Genomic DNA, 19,795 nt, shown 5'->3' on the forward strand with positions numbered 1-19,795 from the left:
CTGGCCTATCAGACAACGCACTTTCGGGAGGCGACTATATGCAGCAAGCCCAAACCGACGGCGTAGTGAGCGCGATGTCGATGGCAACCGGGGCGCAAGAGGTGGCGCAGGAACTGGCACGGCAACTGTTGCATCCGCACTTGGGCTTCGTGCTGTTCTTCTGCTCGGCTGAATACGATTTACAGGCCTTGGGTGTCGCCTTGCAGCAAAGCTTTGGAGGCATTCGCGTGGTCGGCTGTACCAGCGCCGGCGAAATTACTCCCGAGGGTTACGGCCGTGGTTGTGTGACGGCGGTGGGCTTTGATCATCGGCATTTCTCTATTGCCGCTGAACTGATTGATGAAATGGAACGCTTCAGCCTGATCGACGCCCAGCAAATGGTCGAACGACTGGTTGGAGATTGTCGGAGCAATACCCTGGCGCCGATCAAAGGCAACAGTTTCGCCCTGACGTTGCTCGACGGCCTGTCCAGCCGCGAGGAGATGGTCCTCGCCGCGCTGAGTGCAGCCCTCGGCGATATCCCGCACTTCGGTGGTTCTGCCGGAGACGATAATTACCTGACCCACACTCACGTGTATTTTGGCGGCGAGTTCCACAGCGGCGCCGCCGTGGTGCTGTTGGTCAATACCTGGCTGGATTTCGAAGTTTTCACCACGCACCACATTCTGCCGCGTGCGGAAAAACTCGTGGTCACCCGTGCCGACAGCACCATGCGCCGGGTTTACGAGCTTAATGCCGAGCCTGCAGCCGAGGAATATGCGCAGATCATCGGGGTGCCGGTGGCCGAACTCAATCACCGGATTTTTGCTGCGCACCCGTTAGCCGTTCGTATCAACGATCAGTACTACGTCAGGGCGATCCAACAGGTCAACCATGACCTGAGCCTGAGTTTTTACTGCGCGGTGGAGAACGGCATTGTGCTGACTGCCATGACCCCGGGTCCGTTGCTGCCCAACCTGCAGGGCCTGTTCGACGGCTTGCAGGAGCGCTTGGGTTCGTTATTGCTGACCATAGGCTGCGACTGTTTTCTGCGGCGCATGGAGCTGGAGGCCGATGGCAGCGTCCAGCAGATTGGCGACTTTCTGCGCGAGCATCGGGTGATAGGTTTCAACACCTACGGAGAACAGTTCAATGGCATGCACATCAACCAGACCTTCACCGGCGTTGCCATTGGACGGAACCGTGCAGCCTCCTTCCCCCGCTGAATTGCTCGAGCACATCGCACAACTGCAACGGGATAATCAAAAGCTGCGGCGGATCAACACGGCCCTGATTGAGCGGGTCGAGTCCGGCACCGCGCGTGGCAATGATTCCTATGCGGCCTTTCAGCATTCGGTGGTCCTGGCCGAACAGGTCAGGGAGCGCACCGATGCGTTGAACCATGCGATGGCCGAACTCAAGGCCAGCAATCACCTGCTCAGCGAGGCCCGCCTGCGCGCTGAAACGGCGCACCAGCATCTGGTGGATGCCATCGAAAGTATTTCCGATGCGTTCGTGCTGTTTGATGAGGACCAGCGCATCGTCCTGTTCAACAGCCGATTCAAAGCGTTCTGGGCCAACAGCCGGGTGCGGATCATCGGTGGCATGCGTTTGGCGGAGGTCAAGCGTCTGATGGCCAGCACCGGGCTGTTTATCGAAGAGCCACGGCACAGTGCTGACGAGCACCTGTTGTATCGTCTGAACGACGGCCGCTGGTTGCAGGTCAGTGAACGACCGACCCGAGAGGGCGGCCGGGTGATCCTGTTTACCGACATCACCGAAGTCAAAGTCAACGAAACCGTGCGCCGCGAACAGGCCGTCGCGCAGAAGTCCCACCTGCTGCAGAGGGCTGTCGATAACCTGTCCCAGGGTGTGGCGATGGTCAACGCCGATGGCGTTCTGGAACTGTGGAATCGGCGCTTTCTGGAGTTGAGCGGGCTGGCCCCGGTCGCCGCGCACCGGCCTTTTGCCGAGGTGATCGCTGACAGCGAGCTGGATCTGCTGACACCGGCCAGCCGCGACGCCAACGGTCGAGTGATCCATGAGCGGGAACAGCGGTTGTTCGACGGGCGGGTCCTTGAAATCCGCACGCATCCATTGCCGACCGGCGGTTTCGTCAACACCTTCACCGACATCACCGAACGCTATCAGCATGCTGAAGCCCTCAGCGAAAGCGAGCGCTGGATTCGCCTGATTACTGACCACGTACCTGCGCTGATTGCTTACCTGAACGCCGACCTGGTCTATGAGTTCACCAACAAGGTGTACGAGGAATGGTACTGCTGGCCGCGCGGCGTGATGCTCGGGCAGAGCCTGCGCGAGGTTCACAGCGAAGAGCATTATCAGCGTCTGGAAACCTATGTTGAACGCGCCCTTGCCGGGGAAAGCGTGACCTTTGAATGCCCCGAGATCAACATCAACAATCAGGAGCGATACATGCTGCGCTCCTACGTGCCCAACCGTTTGGCCAGTGGCGAAGTGGTCGGCATTTTTGTGTTGATCCGGGATATCACCGAGCGCCGCCGTACCGCCGAAGCCTTGCACCAGGCCTATCAGAACCTTGAGCTGCGCGTCCGCGAACGCACGGCCGAGCTGACCACCCTCAACAGTCAGCTCCTGCGCGAGATCGACGAACGCAGTCGCGTAGAGTCGCGCCTGCGTGAAGCCAAGCTCGAAGCCGAACAGGCCAACCTGTCGAAAACCAAGTTTCTGGCCGCTGTCAGCCATGATCTGCTTCAGCCGCTAAACGCCGCACGCCTGTTTACCAGTGCCTTGCTGGAGCGACGCGAGCCGGTGGCCAATGCGATTCTGGTGCGTAATGTCAGCAATTCGCTGGAAGACGTGGAAAATTTACTCTGCACGCTGGTGGACATCTCAAAGCTTGATGCCGGTGTGATCAAAGCCGATATCGCACCGTTTGCCCTGAGCGAACTGTTGGAAAACCTGGCCGTCGAGTATGCGCAAATTGCCAGCAGCGAGGGCCTGGTTCTGAAGTTCGTGCCGTGCTCGGTGCTGGTACGCAGCGATATTCAATTGCTGGCGCGTATTCTGCGCAACCTGCTGAGCAACGCCATCCGATACACCACCACCGGCCGCGTGGTGTTGGGGTGCCGTCGGCATCGTCAGCGTCTGTCTATCGAGGTCTGGGACACGGGCATCGGTATTGCCGAGAACAAGCTGGAGGAGATTTTTCAGGAGTTCAAACGAGGCGATGTGCAACGACCGAATCAGGATCGCGGGCTCGGGCTCGGGCTGGCGATTGTCGAAAAAATCGCAGGCATACTGGGGCACAAGGTCAGCGTACGTTCCTGGCCCGGCAAGGGCTCGATGTTTTCCATTGAGGTGCCGGTGACCCTCAGCGCGCCCAAGGCGCTCGTGCAGTCGTGCATTACCGAACCGATGATGGAACGCTTGCGGGGTGCGCGTATCTGGGTGCTGGACAACGATGCGGCAATTTGCGCCGGCATGCGCACGTTGCTCGAAAGCTGGGGCTGCCAGGTGGTGACCGCACTCTCTGAGCAGGACCTGGCGCGGCAGGTAGAGAATTACCATGCCGACGCGGACTTGCTGATTGCCGATTACCACCTGGACGATGACAAGAATGGCGTCGATGCGGTGGCAACGATCAACGCCCGACGCGGTTCACCCTTGCCGGCGCTGATGATCACTGCCAACTACAGTAATGAACTGAAGCTGCAAATGCGTGAGCTGGGCCACACCCTGATGCACAAGCCGGTGCGGCCGATGAAGCTCAAAACCGCGATCAGCCATTTACTGGGCCGATCGGCAGTCTGATCAACGCCGCAGGTACGCAGCGAAATCGATATCCCCGGCGCTGAGAATCGCCTGGACGCGGTTATGCACGTTGAGTTTGCGCAGGATTGCCGAGACATGGGCCTTGACCGTGGTTTCGGCAATTTCCAGGGTGTAGGCGATCTGTTTGTTCGATTCGCCCTTGGTCATCCGTTCCAGCACCAGCAATTGCTTGCGGGTCAGGGCTTGCAGCAACTCAGGTGGGAAGCTCGGTGCGTTGTTCATGCTGCGCCGGGTGCCGGGCCTCTGTGCCCGAATGATGTCCGAAGGCAGGTAGACATTTCCGTTGAGGATCTGTTCGATCGCTTCGGTCATTTGCGCCCGGGGCGAAGACTTGGTGATAAAGCCCACCGCACCGTAAGTAATGGCTTGCAGCACAATTTGTTTGTCTTGTTCGGCGGACACGATCACGACAGGAATAGTGGGGGCCTCGTTGCGCAGATTGATCAGGCCATTAAGACCGTGCATGCCAGGCATATTCAAATCGAGCAGAATCAGGTCGAGGTCGTCATGGGTCTGGGTCAGTGCCAGCGCGCTGTCCAGATCTGCCGTTTCCATCACTTCGCTGCCCGGAAATCCGTCGCTGATGACGTTGGCGATGGCTTCGCGAAACAGAGGGTGATCGTCTGCAATCAGAATTTTATACATAGCCTTTCACCTCGTTATTTTGATTATGGTGTGGCGCGGGGGCGGGCCTGTTGCTCAGGGAAAGGGTTCGGGTTGGGCCGGCTGTACGGGTAAATTGGCCGCCTGCCAGGCATCGAGGCCATCGCGGTACCAATAGAGATCGCTGTAGCCCAATGCAGAAGCTCGTTTTACCGCGTTCCAGCTCAGCCAGCAATCGGCGCGGCAATAAAACACCAAAGGTTGATCCTTGCGTCCAGCCGTTGCTTTTTGCAAATTTCGCGAAAAATAGTCCTGCCATTGCGGAGTGAGCTCGCCGTCGCCGCTGTTGGCCAGCCAATGGCTGCCGGGGAGGTTGGCGTGGGGTTCGTCTTCGATAAAACGACCCTCCAGCCATTGCCTGCGATAGACGTCGATCAACACCGGCCTGGAGGCTTGTTTCAGCAGTGTCTGCAAGTGCTCGGTGTCGATGATATGAGCACCTTCCACGTGGTCCGGGGTAGGGCTGCGATACAAGGTGAGACGATACCCGTCGGCGGAAAACAACGGGCTCTGTGCCTGGGCGACATTTAGACCCAGGCTTAACGTCAAAATAAGCGCCGCCAGGGAAGGGCGGAGTGCAGGGCGTAGAGCGCACGGCATAGGGCGTTTCCTTTCTTGTTATCGTGGCATTACATGTCACCGACGGTGCTTTGTGAATGCGACGATAGACAGGTAAACCAGTACTAAAGTACTGGTTTACCTGTATTTGAGCGCTAGCGGCTCAGGTCGCCCGACGCAATGCCGCGTGCTGCGGATTGAAGGTCAGCACTGCCAGCAGCGAAAACAGCAGGCAAAGACCTACGCAGACCCCGAACGCCAGCGGGTTGAAGCGCTCATACAGGGCAAAGCGCACCAGCTCTACCGCATGGGTGAACGGGTTGAGCGCGCACAGCCAATACAGCCACTCGCTGGCTTCGCGCATTTTCCACAGCGGGTAGAGGGCCGAGGACAGGAAAAACAGCGGGAATATCACGAAATTCATGACCCCGGCGAAGTTCTCCAGTTGGCGGATCGCGTTGGACAGCAGCAGCCCCAGTGCGCTGAGCATCAACGCCACCAGCAACATTGCCGGCAAGGCCGCCAACAAGCCCCAGGCTGGCGGGTGCACGCCATAGACCCAGGCGATGGCGAGAAAGGCATAGACCTGGAGCAAGGAGATCAATGAGGTCGCGAGCAGCTTGCTGGCCAGCAGAAAGGCGCGCGGCAGCGGGCTGGTCAACAGTACGCGCATGCTCCCCATTTCCCGGTCATAGACCATCGACAGCGAACCTTGCATGCCATTGAACAGCAGGATCATGCAGGACAGCCCCGGAACGATGTACACCTCGTACGGGATGTAGGTGTCATAGGGTTCGATGATCGCGATACCCAGCGCGGCGCGGAAACCCGCAGCGAACACCAGCAACCAGAGCAGGGGGCGTACCAGCGCACTGAGAAAACGCGTGCGTTGCAGAATGAACCGCAGCCATTCGCGCAGAACGATGCCGCTGAAACAGTGCCAGTAAACGCTCATCGATTCGCTCCTGTATGGGGGGCGGTTTGTAACGAAGGTAGCGAAGGTCCCGTGGTCAGGCGGTGAAACGCGTCGCCAAGATCGCCACCATGCTCCGCGCTTATCTCCGCAGCCTGTCCCGACGCGACCAGACGCCCTTGGTGCAGAATCAGCAAGTCATCCTCTTCTTGCACCTCATCGAGCAAATGCGTGGTCCAGAGCACGCTGATCCCGTGTTCGCGGCACAGGCTGCGCACATGGCGATTGAGTGCCAGACGACTGGCCGGATCGAGGCCGACGCTGGCTTCATCAAGCAATAGCAGGCGCGGTTCATGCAACAGCGCGCGGGCGATTTCTATCCGGCGGCGGTGACCGCCATTGAGCTCACGAACCCGCTCGCCACGCCGTTCAGTCAGCTGTTGGCGGGTCAGTTCCTCTTCGATCCGACTGTTTGCCTGACGCCGGGACATCCCGTGTAGTGCAGCGTGGTAGCGCAGGTTCTGTTCGACGCTCAAGTCCAGATCCAGGGTGCTCTGTTGAAACACAACCCCCAACTGGCGCAAAGCCGGGCGCGGGGTCTGACGAAGCGAGCAGCCGCCCACGCGGATTTCGCCGCGTTGCAGGTCGTAGAGCCGGGTCAGTAACGCGATCAAGGTCGACTTGCCAGCCCCGTTGGGGCCAAGCAGCGCCGCGAAACGTCCGGGCGCGAGACTGAACCCCACATGCCGCAGTGCTTCTCGGGCGCCATAGGCGAAGCTGACATCCTCCACTTCAAGGGCATTCATGGGGCGACAACCACGCCCCAAGGATAACGGCCGACCTTGATCGACTTGGTCACCTTGAGGCTGTTCACATCGATGACCGACACGTCGCCGCTTACGCCATTGGTGGCAAGCAATTGGCTCTGGTCTGGCGTAAAGGCCAACTGCCAGACCCTGCGGCCTACCAGCAAGTAATCGAGAATCTCAAGCGTCTTGGCATCGACAACGGCTATGTGGTTGGCCGGGCCCAGTGCGACGAAGGCATAGCGGCCATCGGCACTGAGCTTGATGCCCACAGGTTGAACCTTGTCCGGATGCACGCCCTTGATCTGGAAGGTCAGCGTCTTGAGGATCTTGCGGGTGGACACATCAATCACACTGACCGTGCCGCCGACTTCCGCCGAAGCCCACAGGCGGGAACCGTCTTTGTTGAACTCGACGAACCGTGGTCGCTGATCCACCAGGGTACTGTCCTTCAGCGTCTGGGTGCTGGTGTCGATCCAGTGCAGCATGTTCGTGGTTTCACTGGTGTTGACCGCCCACTTGCCGTCAGGGCTGACGGCCATGCCTTCGGGCTCGACGCCAACATCAACCTGGGCCAGAACCTTGGAGGTTTCAGTGTCGATGACGGTAACCAAGGCATCGTCTTCGTTGGAGACATACAGCCAGCGATCATTGGGGTGCAGGGCGAATTGCTCGGGGTCTTTGCCGGAGGGCAGTTCTTTGATGATCTTGTGCGTGGCGACGTCCATGACTTGCACGCGGTCCGAGTCGCTGGCGCAGATATACAGCAGCTTATTGTCATGGGACAGCAGCAACCCTCTGGGGCGCAGGCCCACGGGGAGTGTGTCGGTGACCTGCAGGGTCTGCATATCGATCAGGCTCAGGGTGTTGTCTTTTTCGTTGGAGACATAGGCAGTGGCCGCCAGGCTTTGCCCTATGACAAGCAGCAGGGCGGAGGCAATCAGGGTGCGACGCATGGCGTGGTCCTTTTTTTGGAATTATTAGAGGCAAGTCACTGGAAGTGGCAGGTTACTTCGGGCTTGTCGTAACCCAAGGTGTCGAGTTCGGTGACGGGGTGCAGAAAGCCGTCCTGGGGTGAAGTGCTGACCAGCGCCCGGGGTTGAACAATCGGGATTGGCTGCCGCAACTGACCGTTCCAGGCGCGATAGCTGAGTTTGCGGCCCTTGAAGCCGTCCAGCGGCAATTGGTCGCTCAGTTCTGCCTGGCGAATGACCATAGGGTCGGTCTGACGCAGTTTGGTCACTGCGCTGGCGATACTGCGGACGGCCATCCATGCGGCGAAATCACGATCATTCATCCAGCGCCCGGCGAGGGCCTCGAAGCGTTTTTGCAGCTGCGCGGCACCGTAGGTTTCCACAGACTTGTGCCAGCCGACGGGAGTCAGTCCCTGAGTGCCCGCCACAGGTCGCGGATACCAGGTTTGATAAGGCACGTACTCGCCAAAGTCGCCACGCTCATCCGCGACCAAAACCACATCGTATTCGGTGGTCTGTGTGAACAGCGGCATGTCGGCCTGGGCGCTACGGCGCTGGTCGTTGTCAAAGCTCCAGGCTTTTTCGGCGACGATGGTGTGGCCGAAGCGTTTGGCGGCGCGGCGCAGGGCGGCCGCATACGCCTGGTCGTCCGGGGTCTGGCCGACGATCAACAGCCAGCGGTTCCAGCGCCTCACGGTCAGAAACTGGGCCAGGGCATCGGCGAGCATGGCCCGGCTCGGCAGGGTGTGCAGCACGTTGTTCAGGCACGCAGTGCTGCGCAGGCTGTCATCGGCGCTGCCAGCGTTAAACAGAAGACTGTCGGGTAGGGCGGCACTGAGCTGGCGCAGGGTGTCGACGGGTGCGTTGACGACAAACAATCGCAAGCCTTGCTGGTGAAGCGCCTGCGCGGCATCGAGCAAGGCTTGCGGGCTGTCGGCGTTGGCGGTTTGCAGGGTGTAGCTGTGATTGAGAAAGCGCCCGGTGCTATTGCTGTCGATGATCGCCAGTTCAGCGCCGCGCAGTCCGGCGTCACGGGGTTCGGGAATGATGTTTGACAGCACGGGGCCTGGGTCGGGGATAAAAGCCAGGTAGCCGATTTGAACCTTCATCTCCTCATTGGCGGCCTGGCTTTGGGTCGCCAACAAGGTCGCTGCGGCAAGGGTTAGCAGATAGATCAATCCGTAACGGACACGCTGACGCATAAGGCACTCCATACAGGTAGTGCCAGCATAGAAACCGATCGTAGGGAGGGGAATATGTAGAAAGTACCAGTCTGCCAGTACCAAGGTAGTAGGTTTGCGGGGCGCCTTGGCCTGGCGGGGCGCTACTCTGTCTGGCGCAGGAAATCTGCTGTGTTGCGGAAATGGTTCTCTTCGCCCCGCTCATCAAGGCAATCGCCACATGCCCTACTACCAAGGGAGGAGATGGCGGCCACCAAAGCAGCATTCGGTTGCGCTGACTTGGTTCCTAAGATGGCTGCATAGCTTTTTGCGTGCAATCTCGAGGGCATAACAATGACAACAAAACGCAACGCCTTACTGATAGTAGGTTTAATGGCTGGCTTGGCCGCCAGTGGTCTGGTATCGGCTCACGGCAACGTGGTCCCGCAAGCGGTGGCTACCGACGGTCTGACTCCGGTAGGCACTGAATGGCTGACTGAAAACCCCTATCGCAATTCCAAGGATCATGACCGGGCGCTGGAAATCGGTGCATCCGCCTATAACCAGAACTGCGCGGCCTGCCATGGCCTGGAGGTCATCTCCGGCGGTATCGCCCCAGACCTTCGCATGCTGGAACCTGGTGCTGCTGGCGACGAATGGTTCGTTGAGCGGGTGAGAAACGGGGCGGTGCGTGATGGTCGGGTTTATATGCCGAAAATGGCTGACTACCTGAGCCAGGAAGCACTCTGGGCCGTCCGCACCTACCTGGATAGCGTGCACGTCGAGGAGTGACGGCTATGCGTTTCTATGCGCTGTTGTTGAGCGGCTTGCTGTTGTGTTGCCAGGCAGTGCAGGCGCAAGTTCGTAGCTACGACACCATGATCGAATCCGGAGTGCTCAAGGTCGCGGTCTACGAAGACTTCGCGCCTTACAGCTTCAAAGACCATGATCAGCCGCGGGGTGTCGATGTCGACCTCGCTGCTGCGTTGGCCAAGGCCCTCGGCGTGCGCATGGAATTGCTCTGGGCGCCGCCGGGGGAAAAGCTCGACGATGATTTGCGCGACTCCATCTGGCGTGGCAGCAACTTGCGGCATCAGCAGTTGGCCGATGTGATGATGCGAGTGCCCTATGATCGGGATTACTCGCTCAAGCGCAACGATCAGGGTGAGCTGGCAAACGGTCATGTGGTGATGTTCGGACCCTACCAGACTGAATGTTGGCAGGTCGCCTTCGACCGTCGACGAATGGACGCCGTGCCCAGCGTTGCGGTGTTTCAGGAACACCCTGTCGGTGTCGAAGTCGACAGCGTCCCATCGTTCTATATGACGTCCGTGTTCAACGGCATGCTCAGCGCCAAGACCCATCACTACCCAAGTGTGCAGCAGGCTTTTGTTGCGATGAAGGGTTCTGAGGTCGATGCGGTAATGGGCATGCGCGGTGAAATCGATTGGCAAGTGCATCAGGCCAATGATTCTAACCTGGCCCTGGCGGAAAACGCGTACCCGAACATGGGCCGGCAACGCTGGGAAATCGGCATGGCGGTGCATGAAAGTAACCACCAGATGGCCTATGCCCTGGAGGAAGCGCTGGAAGCCCTGATTCGTGACGGCAGCGTGCAAAAGATCTATGCCAGTTACGGTCTGCGTTACGACATCCCGGAGATGTATCAATAGGGTTGACTGATCAACAGTACGTCATCAGGAGCGATGCGCGATGAACTGGCGAGTGACCTGTTTGCTGGCGGCCTGCCTGCCGATGTGGGTGCTGGCGGCGGGCGCCGATCCGGACACATCGCTGGAGAGGGCGCCGGGCAAGGATCCAGTCACCTCGGTGATGTGGGACTTCTATCACCATAAAATGCTCAAGGGTGCGCCCTACGTTTTCGATCAGCAGGTGATCCTGCGGGCGCCACCGTTCGCCGAGGATTCGCGTCAGGTACCTATCGAAATCGATGCCAGGGCCTTCAAAGGCCAAGTGGTGCGCATTCTGGCCTGGGCTGAACTCAATCCGTTGCCACAGATCGTTGACTTCCAGCCGGGGGATCAGGTCTTGCCGTGGCTGGCGATTCGTATCCGTATCGAGCAGTCAACGCCCCTGCGGGCGGCGGTGCTGACCCGCGATGGCGTATGGCACGTCGGCTCTACCGAGATCTCCGCTGCCGGAGGCGGGTGCACGGCGCCCAGCGTGGTGCGTACCCAGGCAGGCTGGGAAGAACATATCGGTGAGGTCCTGGGTGGGCGTTATCCCCGCAACGATTTCAGTCGTTTGAGGCTGCAGATTGCCCATCCGATGGATAACGGGATGGTCAGTGGCATTCCCGAGTTTTACCTCAATCACGCCGAATTACGTGACGCCAACGATAAGACCCTGGCGACGCTTGAGCTGTTTCCGGCGGTCAGTGAAAACCCGACCCTGGGGTTCGACATACAAGGTGCCGGGCAAACCCGACTGTTGCTGCGCGACAACAGCGGTAACGAATTTAATGCGGTCGTCAATTAACGGCTGCGGGCTGCCGTGCGGAGAGCGCCATGCGTGTGTTGATCTTGTTATGCCTGTGCCTGAGCCTGAGTCAGCCGGTACTGGCCGATCTGGACTATGCGCTGCAACCTCGGCAGATCGCCGAAGGTACCTGGTTGCTGGAAGGCAGCACCGATAACTTCGCCAAGGCCAACGGCGGCAATATCGTCAATACGGCGTTCATCGTCACCGACAGCGGGGTGGTGGTGATCGACACGGGACCCTCGCGACGCTACGGCGAAGCCCTGCGCAAGGTGATTGCCGCCACCACCGACAAACCAGTGATTCAGGTGCTGCTGACTCATCATCATCCCGATCATGTGCTGGGCAACCAGGCGTTTGCCGATGTGCCTATTGGCGCGTTGGCAGGGACCACCGAGTTGATGCGTCAGCACGGCGATGCATTGGCTGAAAACATGTACCGCATGGTCGGTGACTGGATGCGCGGCACCGAGCTGCACCTGCCGACCCAGGTTCTGGAGAGCGGTACGCTGACGATTGGGGGTCATCCTTTGCGTTTGCTGGCCCTCAGCGGGCACACCGGTGCTGACCTGGCGATTCTCGATGAGAAAACCGGTGTGCTGTTTGCCGGCGATCTGGTTTTTTATCAGCGGGCCCTGACCACGCCCAATACACCGGGCCTTGGCGTATGGCTGGCGGATGTCGACCGCCTGGAAGCCTTGGCGTGGAAAGTCATCGTGCCCGGTCATGGTCCATTGGCTGAGGATCACCGGCCGTTCGTCCAGATGCGCGACTATCTCGGTTGGCTGGACACCTTGATGGCGCAGGGTGCAGCCAGTGGCGCTGACATGTCCGAACTGATCCGCAGCCCGATTCCGGAACGCTTTGCCGGCATCAGCCTGAGCCGCTACGAATTGATTCGCAGCGTCAGCCATCTGTACCCGCGCTACGAAAAACAGGGGATGAAACGCCTCGATGACCGTCAATAAACCGGTCTACCTACTAAGGAACTAGAAAACTCCATATTGCGGGCAATTGTTGGCGGGGCCCCCGCGACCAAGAATCCGTATCAGACCGGGAAGATTTCCCGAGCACAACAAAAAACCGCAAAGGTAGCCGTCATGACCCAAACCGCACGTCGCCAACCCTTCGCTCTGAGCCTGCTCTTGAGTGCCATGCTGATGTCAGGCGCAGCCCTGGCCGGGGTAACCGATCAGGAGATTCTCAACGACCCCAAGAACCCGGAACAGATCGTTACTAACGGTCTGGGCGTTCAAGGCCAGCGCTACAGCCCGCTGGACATGATCACCACCGACAACATCAAGGATCTGCGCCCGGTCTGGGCCTTCTCCTTTGGCGGTGAAAAGCAGCGCGGTCAGCAAGCGCAGCCGTTGATCAAAGACGGCGTCATGTACCTGACCGGCTCCTATTCGCGGGTGTTCGCGGTAGATGCACGCACCGGCAAGAAACTGTGGCAATACGATGCACGCCTGCCCGATGACATCCGTCCCTGCTGTGATGTGATCAACCGTGGTGTTGCGCTGTATGGCGACCTGGTTTACTTCGGCACCCTTGACGCCAAGCTGGTCGCTCTGAACAAGACCACCGGCAAAGTGGTCTGGAGCAAGCAAGTCGCCGATCATAAAGCCGGCTATTCGATCAGCGCCGCGCCGCTGGTGATTAACGGCAAATTGATTACCGGGGTCGCCGGTGGCGAGTTCGGCGTGGTTGGCAAAATCGAGGCTTACGATCCGAAGAACGGCGATCTGCTGTGGACCCGACCTACCGTGGAAGGTCACATGGGTTACGTCTACAAAGACGGTAAGGCAGTCGAGAACGGTATTTCCGGTGGCGAGGCGGGCAAGACCTGGCCTGGCGATCTGTGGAAAACCGGCGGTGCGGCGCCTTGGCTGGGCGGTTACTACGACCCGGAAACCAATCAATTGTTCTTCGGTACCGGTAACCCGGCGCCCTGGAACTCGCACCTGCGTCCTGGCGATAACCTGTACTCCTCCTCGCGTCTGTCGCTCAACCCGGACGACGGCACCATCAACTGGCACTTCCAGAGCACGCCTCATGATGGCTGGGACTATGACGGCGTTAACGAGCTGATCTCGTTCAACTATCAGGAAAACGGCAAAACCATCAAGGCCGCAGCCACTGCTGACCGTAACGGCTTTTTCTACGTGCTGAACCGTACCAACGGCGAGTTCATCCGCGGCTTCCCGTTCGTCGACAAAATTACCTGGGCAACCGGCCTGGATAAAAAAGGCCGTCCGCTCTACAACGAGGCCAGCCGTCCAGGCGCCCCGGGTGGCGAAACCAAAGGCACTTCAGTTTTCGTAGCGCCAGCCTTCCTCGGTGCTAAAAACTGGATGCCGATGGCCTACAGCCAGGACACCAAGCTGTTCTATGTGCCGTCCAACGAGTGGGGCATGGAAATCTGGAACGAAGACATCACCTACAAGAAGGGCGCAGCGTTCCTCGGTGCAGGCTTCACCATCAAGCCGCTTAACGAGGATTACATCGGCGTACTGCGTGCGATCGACCCGGTTACCGGCAAGGAAGTCTGGCGCCACAAGAACTACGCGCCGCTGTGGGGTGGCGTAATGACCACCAAAGGTAACCTGGTGTTTACCGGCACACCTGAAGGCTTCCTCCAGGCGTTCAACGCCAAGACGGGCGAGAAGGTTTGGGAGTTCCAGACCGGTTCCGGCGTATTGGGCTCTCCTGTCACATGGGAAATGGATGGCGAGCAATACGTCTCCGTGTTGTCCGGCTGGGGCGGTGCGGTGCCATTGTGGGGCGGCGAAGTAGCCAAGCGAGTCAAAGACTTCAACCAGGGTGGCATGCTCTGGACGTTCAAGTTGCCTAAAGAGTTAGTGGCCAAGCACTGACTTTAATCAGGGGTAGCTGACCCGTCTGAGGAGGGGCGTGATGCGGTGTATCCGGTCACGCGCCTTCGCAGGGTTCCAGCGCCCTCTAATTACGACCAAAGAACGAGACTCCCCCTGCCAACGGCGCATTCGTTTGGCGCCTGCGGCTGTCTACCATCGGATCATCGCTTGTTCGACCGACAGGCTACGACCCGTACAGAGGCCACAATAATGATCTACGCACAACCCGGAACCCCAGGCGCTGTTGTTACGTTCAAGCCGCGCTATGGCAATTACATTGGCGGTGAGTTCGTGGCACCGATTAACGGCGAATACTTCACCAACACATCGCCTGTCAACGGTGAAGTCATCGCCGAATTCCCGCGTTCCACCGCCGCTGATGTTGAACGCGCGCTGGATGCCGCTCACGCCGCTGCCGATGCCTGGGGCAAGACCTCGGCTCAGGATCGTTCGCTGGTGCTGCTGAAAATTGCCGATCGCATCGAACAGAACCTTGAAATACTCGCCGTTACCGAAACCTGGGACAATGGCAAGGCCGTACGCGAAACACTGAACGCCGACGTCCCGCTGGCTGCTGACCATTTCCGTTATTTCGCCGGGTGCATCCGGGCTCAGGAAGGCGGCGCCGCAGAGATCAACGAGCTGACCACTGCTTACCACTTCCACGAGCCGCTGGGCGTGGTCGGGCAAATCATTCCCTGGAACTTCCCGCTGCTGATGGCCGCCTGGAAACTGGCGCCCGCGTTGGCCGCAGGCAACTGCGTAGTGCTCAAGCCTGCCGAGCAAACGCCGCTGTCCATCATGGTGTTTGCCGAGCTGATCAACGACCTGCTGCCGCCGGGCGTTTTGAACATCGTTCAAGGCTTTGGCCGTGAAGCCGGTGAAGCCCTCGCCACCAGCAAGCGTATTGCCAAGATCGCTTTCACCGGTTCGACTCCAGTGGGCGCGCACATCATGAAATGTGCGGCCGAGAACATCATTCCGAGCACCGTGGAACTGGGTGGCAAGTCGCCTAATATCTTCTTCGAAGACATCATGCAGGCCGAACCGCAGTTTATCGAGAAGGCCGCTGAAGGCCTGGTCTTGGCGTTTTTCAACCAGGGCGAAGTCTGCACCTGCCCATCGCGTGCCCTGGTTCAGGAATCTATCTACGACGCGTTCATGGTCGAAGTGATGAAGAAAGTCGTCAAGATCAAACGCGGCGACCCACTGGACACCGAGACCATGGTCGGCGCTCAGGCGTCCGAGCAGCAATATGACAAGATCCTTTCGTACCTGAAAATTGCCCAGGAAGAGGGTGCTGAGCTGTTGACCGGCGGCGCGGCGGAACGTCTGGAAGGCGATCTGTCCACTGGCTACTACATTCAGCCGACGCTGCTTAAAGGCAACAACAAAATGCGCGTGTTCCAGGAGGAGATCTTCGGCCCAGTCGTCGGTATCACCACCTTCAAGGACGAAGCTGAAGCCCTGGCGATTGCCAACGACAGCGAGTTTGGTCTGGGTGCCGGTCTCTGGACCCGCGACATCAACCGTGCGTACCGCATGGGCCGGGCGATCAAGGCCGGTCGCGTCTGGACCAACTGCTATCACCTGTACCCGGCACACGCCGCGTTCGGTGGTTACAAGAAGTCCGGTGTCGGCCGTGAAAACCACAAGATGATGCTCGATCACTACCAGCAGACCAAGAACCTGTTGGTCAGCTACGACATCAATCCGATGGGCTTTTTCTAATCTAAAGCTTCGAAGCGGGACGCGTAATTGCACGCCTGCTGCCACGGAACCCGCAAGGATCCGTGGCAGCAGGTTTGCCTGGGAAATACCATGGCGGTGTCTCTGACAGCGTCATGACCCCCTACCAACGCACCCCACAAACACCCCCCAAAGTAGCATTCGAACCTACACCCCTCACGTGTATTAATTGACCTACCGGAATTGACCGGCCCAAGAAGAGGATTGACCTATGTGGACCAAACCCGCGTTTACCGATCTGCGCATTGGCTTTGAAGTGACGATGTATTTCGCCAGCCGTTGATCAATCAAGTCCCGGCCTATCGTTGCGTTGGCCGGGGCGTTTCTTGTTCACTGGAGCACTCAGTATGCTCATCCAGAATTTCGGGTCTGCCGCCGGTGGCGGTTGCCCTCCAATGACACCGCACTCCCGCAACGGCGCGAGCGTCCTGCTCGACAACACGATGAGTGCCAGCAAGCGTGAGCGCATACCGGCCCTCAGGCACGGTTTTCGTCTGCAATGGGAGCCTCACCAGCGCTGTCGCGTTCTGCTTTACCCTGACGGCATGGTCAAACTCAGCGACAGTGCCGGGGTCATTCTTCGCAAGGTCGATGGGCTGCGAAGCACGAATGTGATTATTGAGCAACTGTGCGAAGGATTTCCCGTCACACCGGGGGTCGATGACGACATCCTGGTCTTTTTAGAAGTCGCCCATGCCCAGCAATGGATTGAGTTCCATTAACCGGTCTGGCGCGCTGCTCTGGCTGTTGGTGGGTTGACGTATCGTTGCCCGGCCGTGTTCGCGAACGAAAGGCTTCTCGACTGTTCTTCAAGGTGTGAGCAATGGTCTGATTGCATTCGCCCCGAGATGGTTTAGGCTGGCGCCCATCTCCGATAACAACAAAAACAGGCTTTGTATGAGCCCTAGCATCAGTCAATTGCGCAAATTCGTTTCTCCAGAAATAATTTTCGGTGCCGGTAGTCGGCACAATGCGGGCAACTACGCCAAAACCTTCGGTGCCCGTAAGGTATTAGTGGTGACTGATCCCGGCGTAATCGCTGCGGGTTGGGTCGCTGACATCGAGGCCAGCCTGCGAGCGCTGGACATCGACTACTGCCTGTACAGCGATGTATCCCCTAACCCGCGGGTTGAGGAAGTGATGCGCGGTGCCGACCTTTACCGTGAAAATCACTGCGACGTGATTATCGCTGTAGGGGGCGGCAGCCCGATGGACTGCGGCAAGGCCATCGGCATCGTTGTCGCCCATGGGCGGAGCATCCTCGAATTCGAAGGGGTGGACATGATTCGGGTGCCAAGCCCTCCACTGATCCTGATCCCGACCACCGCAGGCACCTCCGCTGACGTCTCGCAATTCGTGATCATCTCCAACCAGCAGGAACGGATGAAGTTCTCCATCGTCAGTAAGGCGGTGGTGCCGGACGTCTCGCTTATCGACCCGGAAACAACACTGAGCATGGATCCGTTCCTCTCGGCCTGTACGGGTATCGATGCGTTGGTGCATGCCATTGAAGCCTTCGTTTCTACCGGCCACGGGCCGCTGACCGATCCCCACGCGTTGGAAGCCATGCGTCTGATCAATGGCAATCTGGTGCAGATGATTGCCAATCCAGGCGACATTGCATTGCGCGAAAAAATCATGCTCGGCAGCATGCAGGCCGGGCTGGCGTTCTCTAACGCGATCCTCGGTGCAGTGCATGCGATGTCGCACAGCCTGGGCGGTTTCCTCGATCTGCCTCATGGCCTGTGTAACGCCGTGCTGGTCGAGCACGTGGTGGCGTTCAACTACAATTCAGCGCCGGATCGCTTCAAGGTGATTGCCGAGACCTTCGGCATTGACTGCCGGGGTCTAAATCACCGGCAGATCTGCCAGCGTCTGGTGGAGCATCTGATCGCCCTCAAGCGTTCTATCGGCTTCCATGAAACCCTTGGCCTGCATGGCGTCAGCATGGCGGACATTCCGTTTCTTTCGCAGCACGCGATGGATGATCCCTGCATTCTCACCAACCCGCGGGCGTCCAGCCAGCGCGATGTTGAGGTGGTCTATGGCGAAGCCCTCTGAGGACCAGCAACGAGCCCTCGCGGGGTTGCTGGGTCTGGGCAATCATTCGGCGCGCAAGAGCCACTACCCGGAGCTGGCCGTACGTCTGGATGAACTCGAAAAAGAGCGTAATCGCTACAAATGGCTGTTCGAGCATGCGGTGCACGGGATTTTTCAGGCAAGCCTGAAAGAAGGCCTGCGCGCGGCGAACCCCGCTTTGGCGAGAATGCTGGGCTACGACGATCCGCAAGAGGTGTTGTTTTCCCTGGCCGACCTTGCCGGCAACTTGTTTGCGGGCGGTGCAGCGGAGTTGGAGACCATCGGCGACATACTGCTGCGCGAGCGCAGCCTGCTGGGCTATGAAACCCAGTTGCGACGCAAAGACGGTAGCCATGTCGATGTGCTGATGAACCTGCTGCTCAAACCGGATCAGGATGGCCTGGTCGAAGGCTTTGTCGCTGACATCACTGAACGCAAGTTGGCCCAGCAGCACTTGCAGCAGCTTAACGATGAGCTGGAGCAACGGGTGACTGCGCGCACCAATGAATTGCTGGAAGTGAACCGCAACCTGCAACAGCAGATCGTCCAGCGGGCGGAAATCGAGCGGGCATTGCGCGAAGCCCGTGACGCCGCTCAGGCCGCCAATCGCAGTAAAGACAAATACCTCGCGGCTGCCAGCCATGATCTGTTGCAGCCGCTTAACGCTGCCCGGTTGCTGATCTCGACCTTGCGCGAGCGGCAATTGCCTACGGCTGAGCAGGTATTGGTGGAGCGGACCCATCAGGCGCTGGAAGGCGCTGAAGACCTGCTGACGGATCTGCTGGATATTTCCAGGCTGGATCAGGCCGCGATCAAGCCCGACATCGAATTGTATCGACTCGACGAGCTGTTGGCGCCGCTGGCCTCGGAGTTCCAATTGGTGGCCGAAGCGGCAGGATTGAATCTGCGCGTGCGCATAGGGGACTTTGCGGTAAGTACCGATCTGCGTTTGCTGACGCGGATTATGCGTAATTTTCTCAGCAACGCTTGCCGTTATACCGCGCAGGGCAACATTTTGCTGGGCGCACGGCGACGGGGCGATTACCTGCGCCTTGAAGTCTGGGACACCGGGCGCGGCATTGCCGAAGACCGCCTCGATTCGATTTTCCTGGAGTTCAATCAACTGGATGTCGGCCGTGCGGCTGACCGCAAAGGGGTGGGCCTGGGACTGGCAATCGTCGAACGCATCGCGAAAATTCTGGGTTATCGGGTCCTGGTGCATTCACGACCGGGGCGGGGATCGATGTTCGCTATCGAAGTGCCTCTGTCGCACGAGGTTCCGCTACCAGCCAATGTCGTGGTGCAGCAGCATCCGGTTGCGGGTAACCCTCTGCCGGGTCGCCGCCTGTTGGTGGTGGACAACGAACTGAGCATTCTCGAAAGCATGGCTGCGTTATTGGGCCAGTGGGGCTGTGAGGTCCTGACGGCCACCGATCAGGACAGCGCGCTGGCGGTATTGCAAGGGCAACCACCGGAGCTGATTCTGGTGGACTTCCACCTGGATCACGGGGTGATTGGTTGCGATGTGGTCACGCACCTGCGCGAGCATTTCGGGCAATCCATTCCTGCCGTCATGATCACCGCTGACCGCAGTGATCAATGTCGTCGTTCGCTGCGAAAGCTGGGTGCACCGCTGCTGAATAAACCGGTAAAACCTGGAAAACTGCGGGCAGTGTTAAGTCAATTGCTGGGTTAGGTACCTTAATACGGCATGAGCACAAAG

At 59.0% G+C, this 19,795-nt stretch carries 18 protein-coding genes; 12 read left to right on the top strand and 6 right to left on the bottom strand.

Annotated elements, in window-relative coordinates; translation table 11 throughout:
• Window positions 1-38 precede the first annotated feature (38 nt).
• Window positions 39-1,205, top strand: coding sequence for a nitric oxide-sensing protein NosP (gene nosP / locus AC1MEA_RS19280; protein WP_480417097.1), 1,167 nt, complete (start codon window positions 39-41; stop codon window positions 1,203-1,205).
• Window positions 1,132-3,774 (top strand): hybrid sensor histidine kinase/response regulator NahK/ErcS', encoded by a 2,643-nt coding sequence (gene nahK / locus AC1MEA_RS19285; RefSeq protein ID WP_480417098.1) that lies wholly within the window; start codon window positions 1,132-1,134, stop codon window positions 3,772-3,774. Before nosP ends, nahK begins: the two co-directional genes overlap by 74 nt.
• Here the strand turns inward: nahK and AC1MEA_RS19290 are convergent, their stop codons facing one another.
• From AC1MEA_RS19290 to AC1MEA_RS19315, 6 genes are all read right to left on the bottom strand, one after another.
• Entirely contained in the window at window positions 3,775-4,440 is a 666-nt protein-coding gene (locus AC1MEA_RS19290; RefSeq protein ID WP_449635765.1) for a response regulator, read from the bottom strand.
• Between the two features lie 54 nt (window positions 4,441-4,494).
• On the bottom strand, window positions 4,495-5,058 hold the full coding sequence (locus AC1MEA_RS19295; RefSeq protein ID WP_449635766.1) for a PQQ-dependent catabolism-associated CXXCW motif protein: 564 nt from the start codon (window positions 5,056-5,058) through the stop codon (window positions 4,495-4,497).
• A 121-nt stretch (window positions 5,059-5,179) separates the two neighbouring features.
• A complete protein-coding gene (locus tag AC1MEA_RS19300) occupies window positions 5,180-5,971 on the bottom strand; it encodes an ABC transporter permease (protein ID WP_219059926.1) in 792 nt (263 codons plus the stop codon).
• The gene (locus tag AC1MEA_RS19305; RefSeq protein ID WP_480417099.1) at window positions 5,968-6,735 is read right to left on the bottom strand and encodes an ABC transporter ATP-binding protein; all 768 of its coding nucleotides are present in this window, start codon (window positions 6,733-6,735) and stop codon (window positions 5,968-5,970) included. The genes AC1MEA_RS19300 and AC1MEA_RS19305 overlap by 4 nt, the downstream gene beginning before the upstream one ends.
• Window positions 6,732-7,691 (bottom strand): YVTN family beta-propeller repeat protein, encoded by a 960-nt coding sequence (locus AC1MEA_RS19310; RefSeq protein WP_219059924.1) that lies wholly within the window; start codon window positions 7,689-7,691, stop codon window positions 6,732-6,734. Before AC1MEA_RS19310 ends, AC1MEA_RS19305 begins: the two co-directional genes overlap by 4 nt.
• Window positions 7,692-7,726: 35 nt before the next feature.
• On the bottom strand, window positions 7,727-8,911 hold the full coding sequence (locus AC1MEA_RS19315) for an ABC transporter substrate-binding protein (protein WP_219059923.1): 1,185 nt from the start codon (window positions 8,909-8,911) through the stop codon (window positions 7,727-7,729).
• A 312-nt stretch (window positions 8,912-9,223) separates the two neighbouring features.
• On the opposite strand from AC1MEA_RS19315, the gene pedF reads away from it, so the two are divergent.
• The 10 genes from pedF (at window position 9,224) to AC1MEA_RS19365 (ending at window position 19,768) form a co-directional block, all read left to right on the top strand.
• Window positions 9,224-9,661, top strand: coding sequence for a cytochrome c-550 PedF (pedF, locus tag AC1MEA_RS19320; protein ID WP_219059921.1), 438 nt, complete (start codon window positions 9,224-9,226; stop codon window positions 9,659-9,661).
• Between the two features lie 5 nt (window positions 9,662-9,666).
• Window positions 9,667-10,542 carry a substrate-binding periplasmic protein gene (locus tag AC1MEA_RS19325; RefSeq protein ID WP_480417100.1) on the top strand — a complete coding sequence of 292 codons (876 nt, stop codon included), beginning with the start codon at window positions 9,667-9,669 and terminating at the stop codon, window positions 10,540-10,542.
• A 40-nt stretch (window positions 10,543-10,582) separates the two neighbouring features.
• A complete protein-coding gene (locus tag AC1MEA_RS19330; protein ID WP_219059919.1) occupies window positions 10,583-11,368 on the top strand; it encodes a quinoprotein dehydrogenase-associated SoxYZ-like carrier in 786 nt (261 codons plus the stop codon).
• A 29-nt stretch (window positions 11,369-11,397) separates the two neighbouring features.
• Window positions 11,398-12,336 (top strand): quinoprotein relay system zinc metallohydrolase 1, encoded by a 939-nt coding sequence (locus AC1MEA_RS19335; RefSeq protein ID WP_219059918.1) that lies wholly within the window; start codon window positions 11,398-11,400, stop codon window positions 12,334-12,336.
• Window positions 12,337-12,468: 132 nt separating this feature from the next.
• Window positions 12,469-14,244 (top strand): PQQ-dependent methanol/ethanol family dehydrogenase, encoded by a 1,776-nt coding sequence (locus AC1MEA_RS19340; RefSeq protein ID WP_219059917.1) that lies wholly within the window; start codon window positions 12,469-12,471, stop codon window positions 14,242-14,244.
• 210 nt (window positions 14,245-14,454) lie between these two features.
• Window positions 14,455-15,975 carry an acetaldehyde dehydrogenase ExaC gene (exaC, locus tag AC1MEA_RS19345; RefSeq protein WP_219059916.1) on the top strand — a complete coding sequence of 507 codons (1,521 nt, stop codon included), beginning with the start codon at window positions 14,455-14,457 and terminating at the stop codon, window positions 15,973-15,975.
• Between the two features lie 229 nt (window positions 15,976-16,204).
• Window positions 16,205-16,276, top strand: coding sequence for a pyrroloquinoline quinone precursor peptide PqqA (pqqA, locus tag AC1MEA_RS19350; RefSeq protein ID WP_010209364.1), 72 nt, complete (start codon window positions 16,205-16,207; stop codon window positions 16,274-16,276).
• Window positions 16,277-16,436: 160 nt separating this feature from the next.
• Window positions 16,437-16,715, top strand: coding sequence for a pyrroloquinoline quinone biosynthesis peptide chaperone PqqD (gene pqqD, locus AC1MEA_RS19355; protein ID WP_219060334.1), 279 nt, complete (start codon window positions 16,437-16,439; stop codon window positions 16,713-16,715).
• A 175-nt stretch (window positions 16,716-16,890) separates the two neighbouring features.
• A complete protein-coding gene (gene ercA / locus AC1MEA_RS19360) occupies window positions 16,891-18,054 on the top strand; it encodes an alcohol dehydrogenase-like regulatory protein ErcA (protein ID WP_219059915.1) in 1,164 nt (387 codons plus the stop codon).
• On the top strand, window positions 18,038-19,768 hold the full coding sequence (locus AC1MEA_RS19365; protein ID WP_219059914.1) for a PAS domain-containing hybrid sensor histidine kinase/response regulator: 1,731 nt from the start codon (window positions 18,038-18,040) through the stop codon (window positions 19,766-19,768). Before ercA ends, AC1MEA_RS19365 begins: the two co-directional genes overlap by 17 nt.
• Window positions 19,769-19,795: the final 27 nt, after the last annotated feature.

The sequence above is a fragment of the Pseudomonas sp. ASL8 genome (genome assembly GCF_056680355.1).

Bases quoted from the DNA above. Each gene is read 5' to 3' on its own strand.
- AC1MEA_RS19295 (WP_449635766.1), bottom strand. From the start codon at position 5,058: ATGCCGTGCGCTCTACGCCCTGCACTCCGCCCTTCCCTGGCGGCGCTT.
- AC1MEA_RS19310 (WP_219059924.1), bottom strand. From the start codon at position 7,691: ATGCGTCGCACCCTGATTGCCTCCGCCCTGCTGCTTGTCATAGGGCAA.
- exaC (WP_219059916.1), top strand. From the start codon at position 14,455: ATGATCTACGCACAACCCGGAACCCCAGGCGCTGTTGTTACGTTCAAG.
- pedF (WP_219059921.1), top strand. From the start codon at position 9,224: ATGACAACAAAACGCAACGCCTTACTGATAGTAGGTTTAATGGCTGGC.
- AC1MEA_RS19300 (WP_219059926.1), bottom strand. From the start codon at position 5,971: ATGAGCGTTTACTGGCACTGTTTCAGCGGCATCGTTCTGCGCGAATGG.
- AC1MEA_RS19305 (WP_480417099.1), bottom strand. From the start codon at position 6,735: ATGAATGCCCTTGAAGTGGAGGATGTCAGCTTCGCCTATGGCGCCCGA.
- AC1MEA_RS19335 (WP_219059918.1), top strand. From the start codon at position 11,398: ATGCGTGTGTTGATCTTGTTATGCCTGTGCCTGAGCCTGAGTCAGCCG.
- AC1MEA_RS19365 (WP_219059914.1), top strand. From the start codon at position 18,038: ATGGCGAAGCCCTCTGAGGACCAGCAACGAGCCCTCGCGGGGTTGCTG.
- AC1MEA_RS19340 (WP_219059917.1), top strand. From the start codon at position 12,469: ATGACCCAAACCGCACGTCGCCAACCCTTCGCTCTGAGCCTGCTCTTG.
- AC1MEA_RS19325 (WP_480417100.1), top strand. From the start codon at position 9,667: ATGCGTTTCTATGCGCTGTTGTTGAGCGGCTTGCTGTTGTGTTGCCAG.
- AC1MEA_RS19290 (WP_449635765.1), bottom strand. From the start codon at position 4,440: ATGTATAAAATTCTGATTGCAGACGATCACCCTCTGTTTCGCGAAGCC.
- nosP (WP_480417097.1), top strand. From the start codon at position 39: ATGCAGCAAGCCCAAACCGACGGCGTAGTGAGCGCGATGTCGATGGCA.
- AC1MEA_RS19315 (WP_219059923.1), bottom strand. From the start codon at position 8,911: ATGCGTCAGCGTGTCCGTTACGGATTGATCTATCTGCTAACCCTTGCC.
- nahK (WP_480417098.1), top strand. From the start codon at position 1,132: ATGGCATGCACATCAACCAGACCTTCACCGGCGTTGCCATTGGACGGA.
- pqqD (WP_219060334.1), top strand. From the start codon at position 16,437: ATGAGTGCCAGCAAGCGTGAGCGCATACCGGCCCTCAGGCACGGTTTT.
- AC1MEA_RS19330 (WP_219059919.1), top strand. From the start codon at position 10,583: ATGAACTGGCGAGTGACCTGTTTGCTGGCGGCCTGCCTGCCGATGTGG.
- ercA (WP_219059915.1), top strand. From the start codon at position 16,891: ATGAGCCCTAGCATCAGTCAATTGCGCAAATTCGTTTCTCCAGAAATA.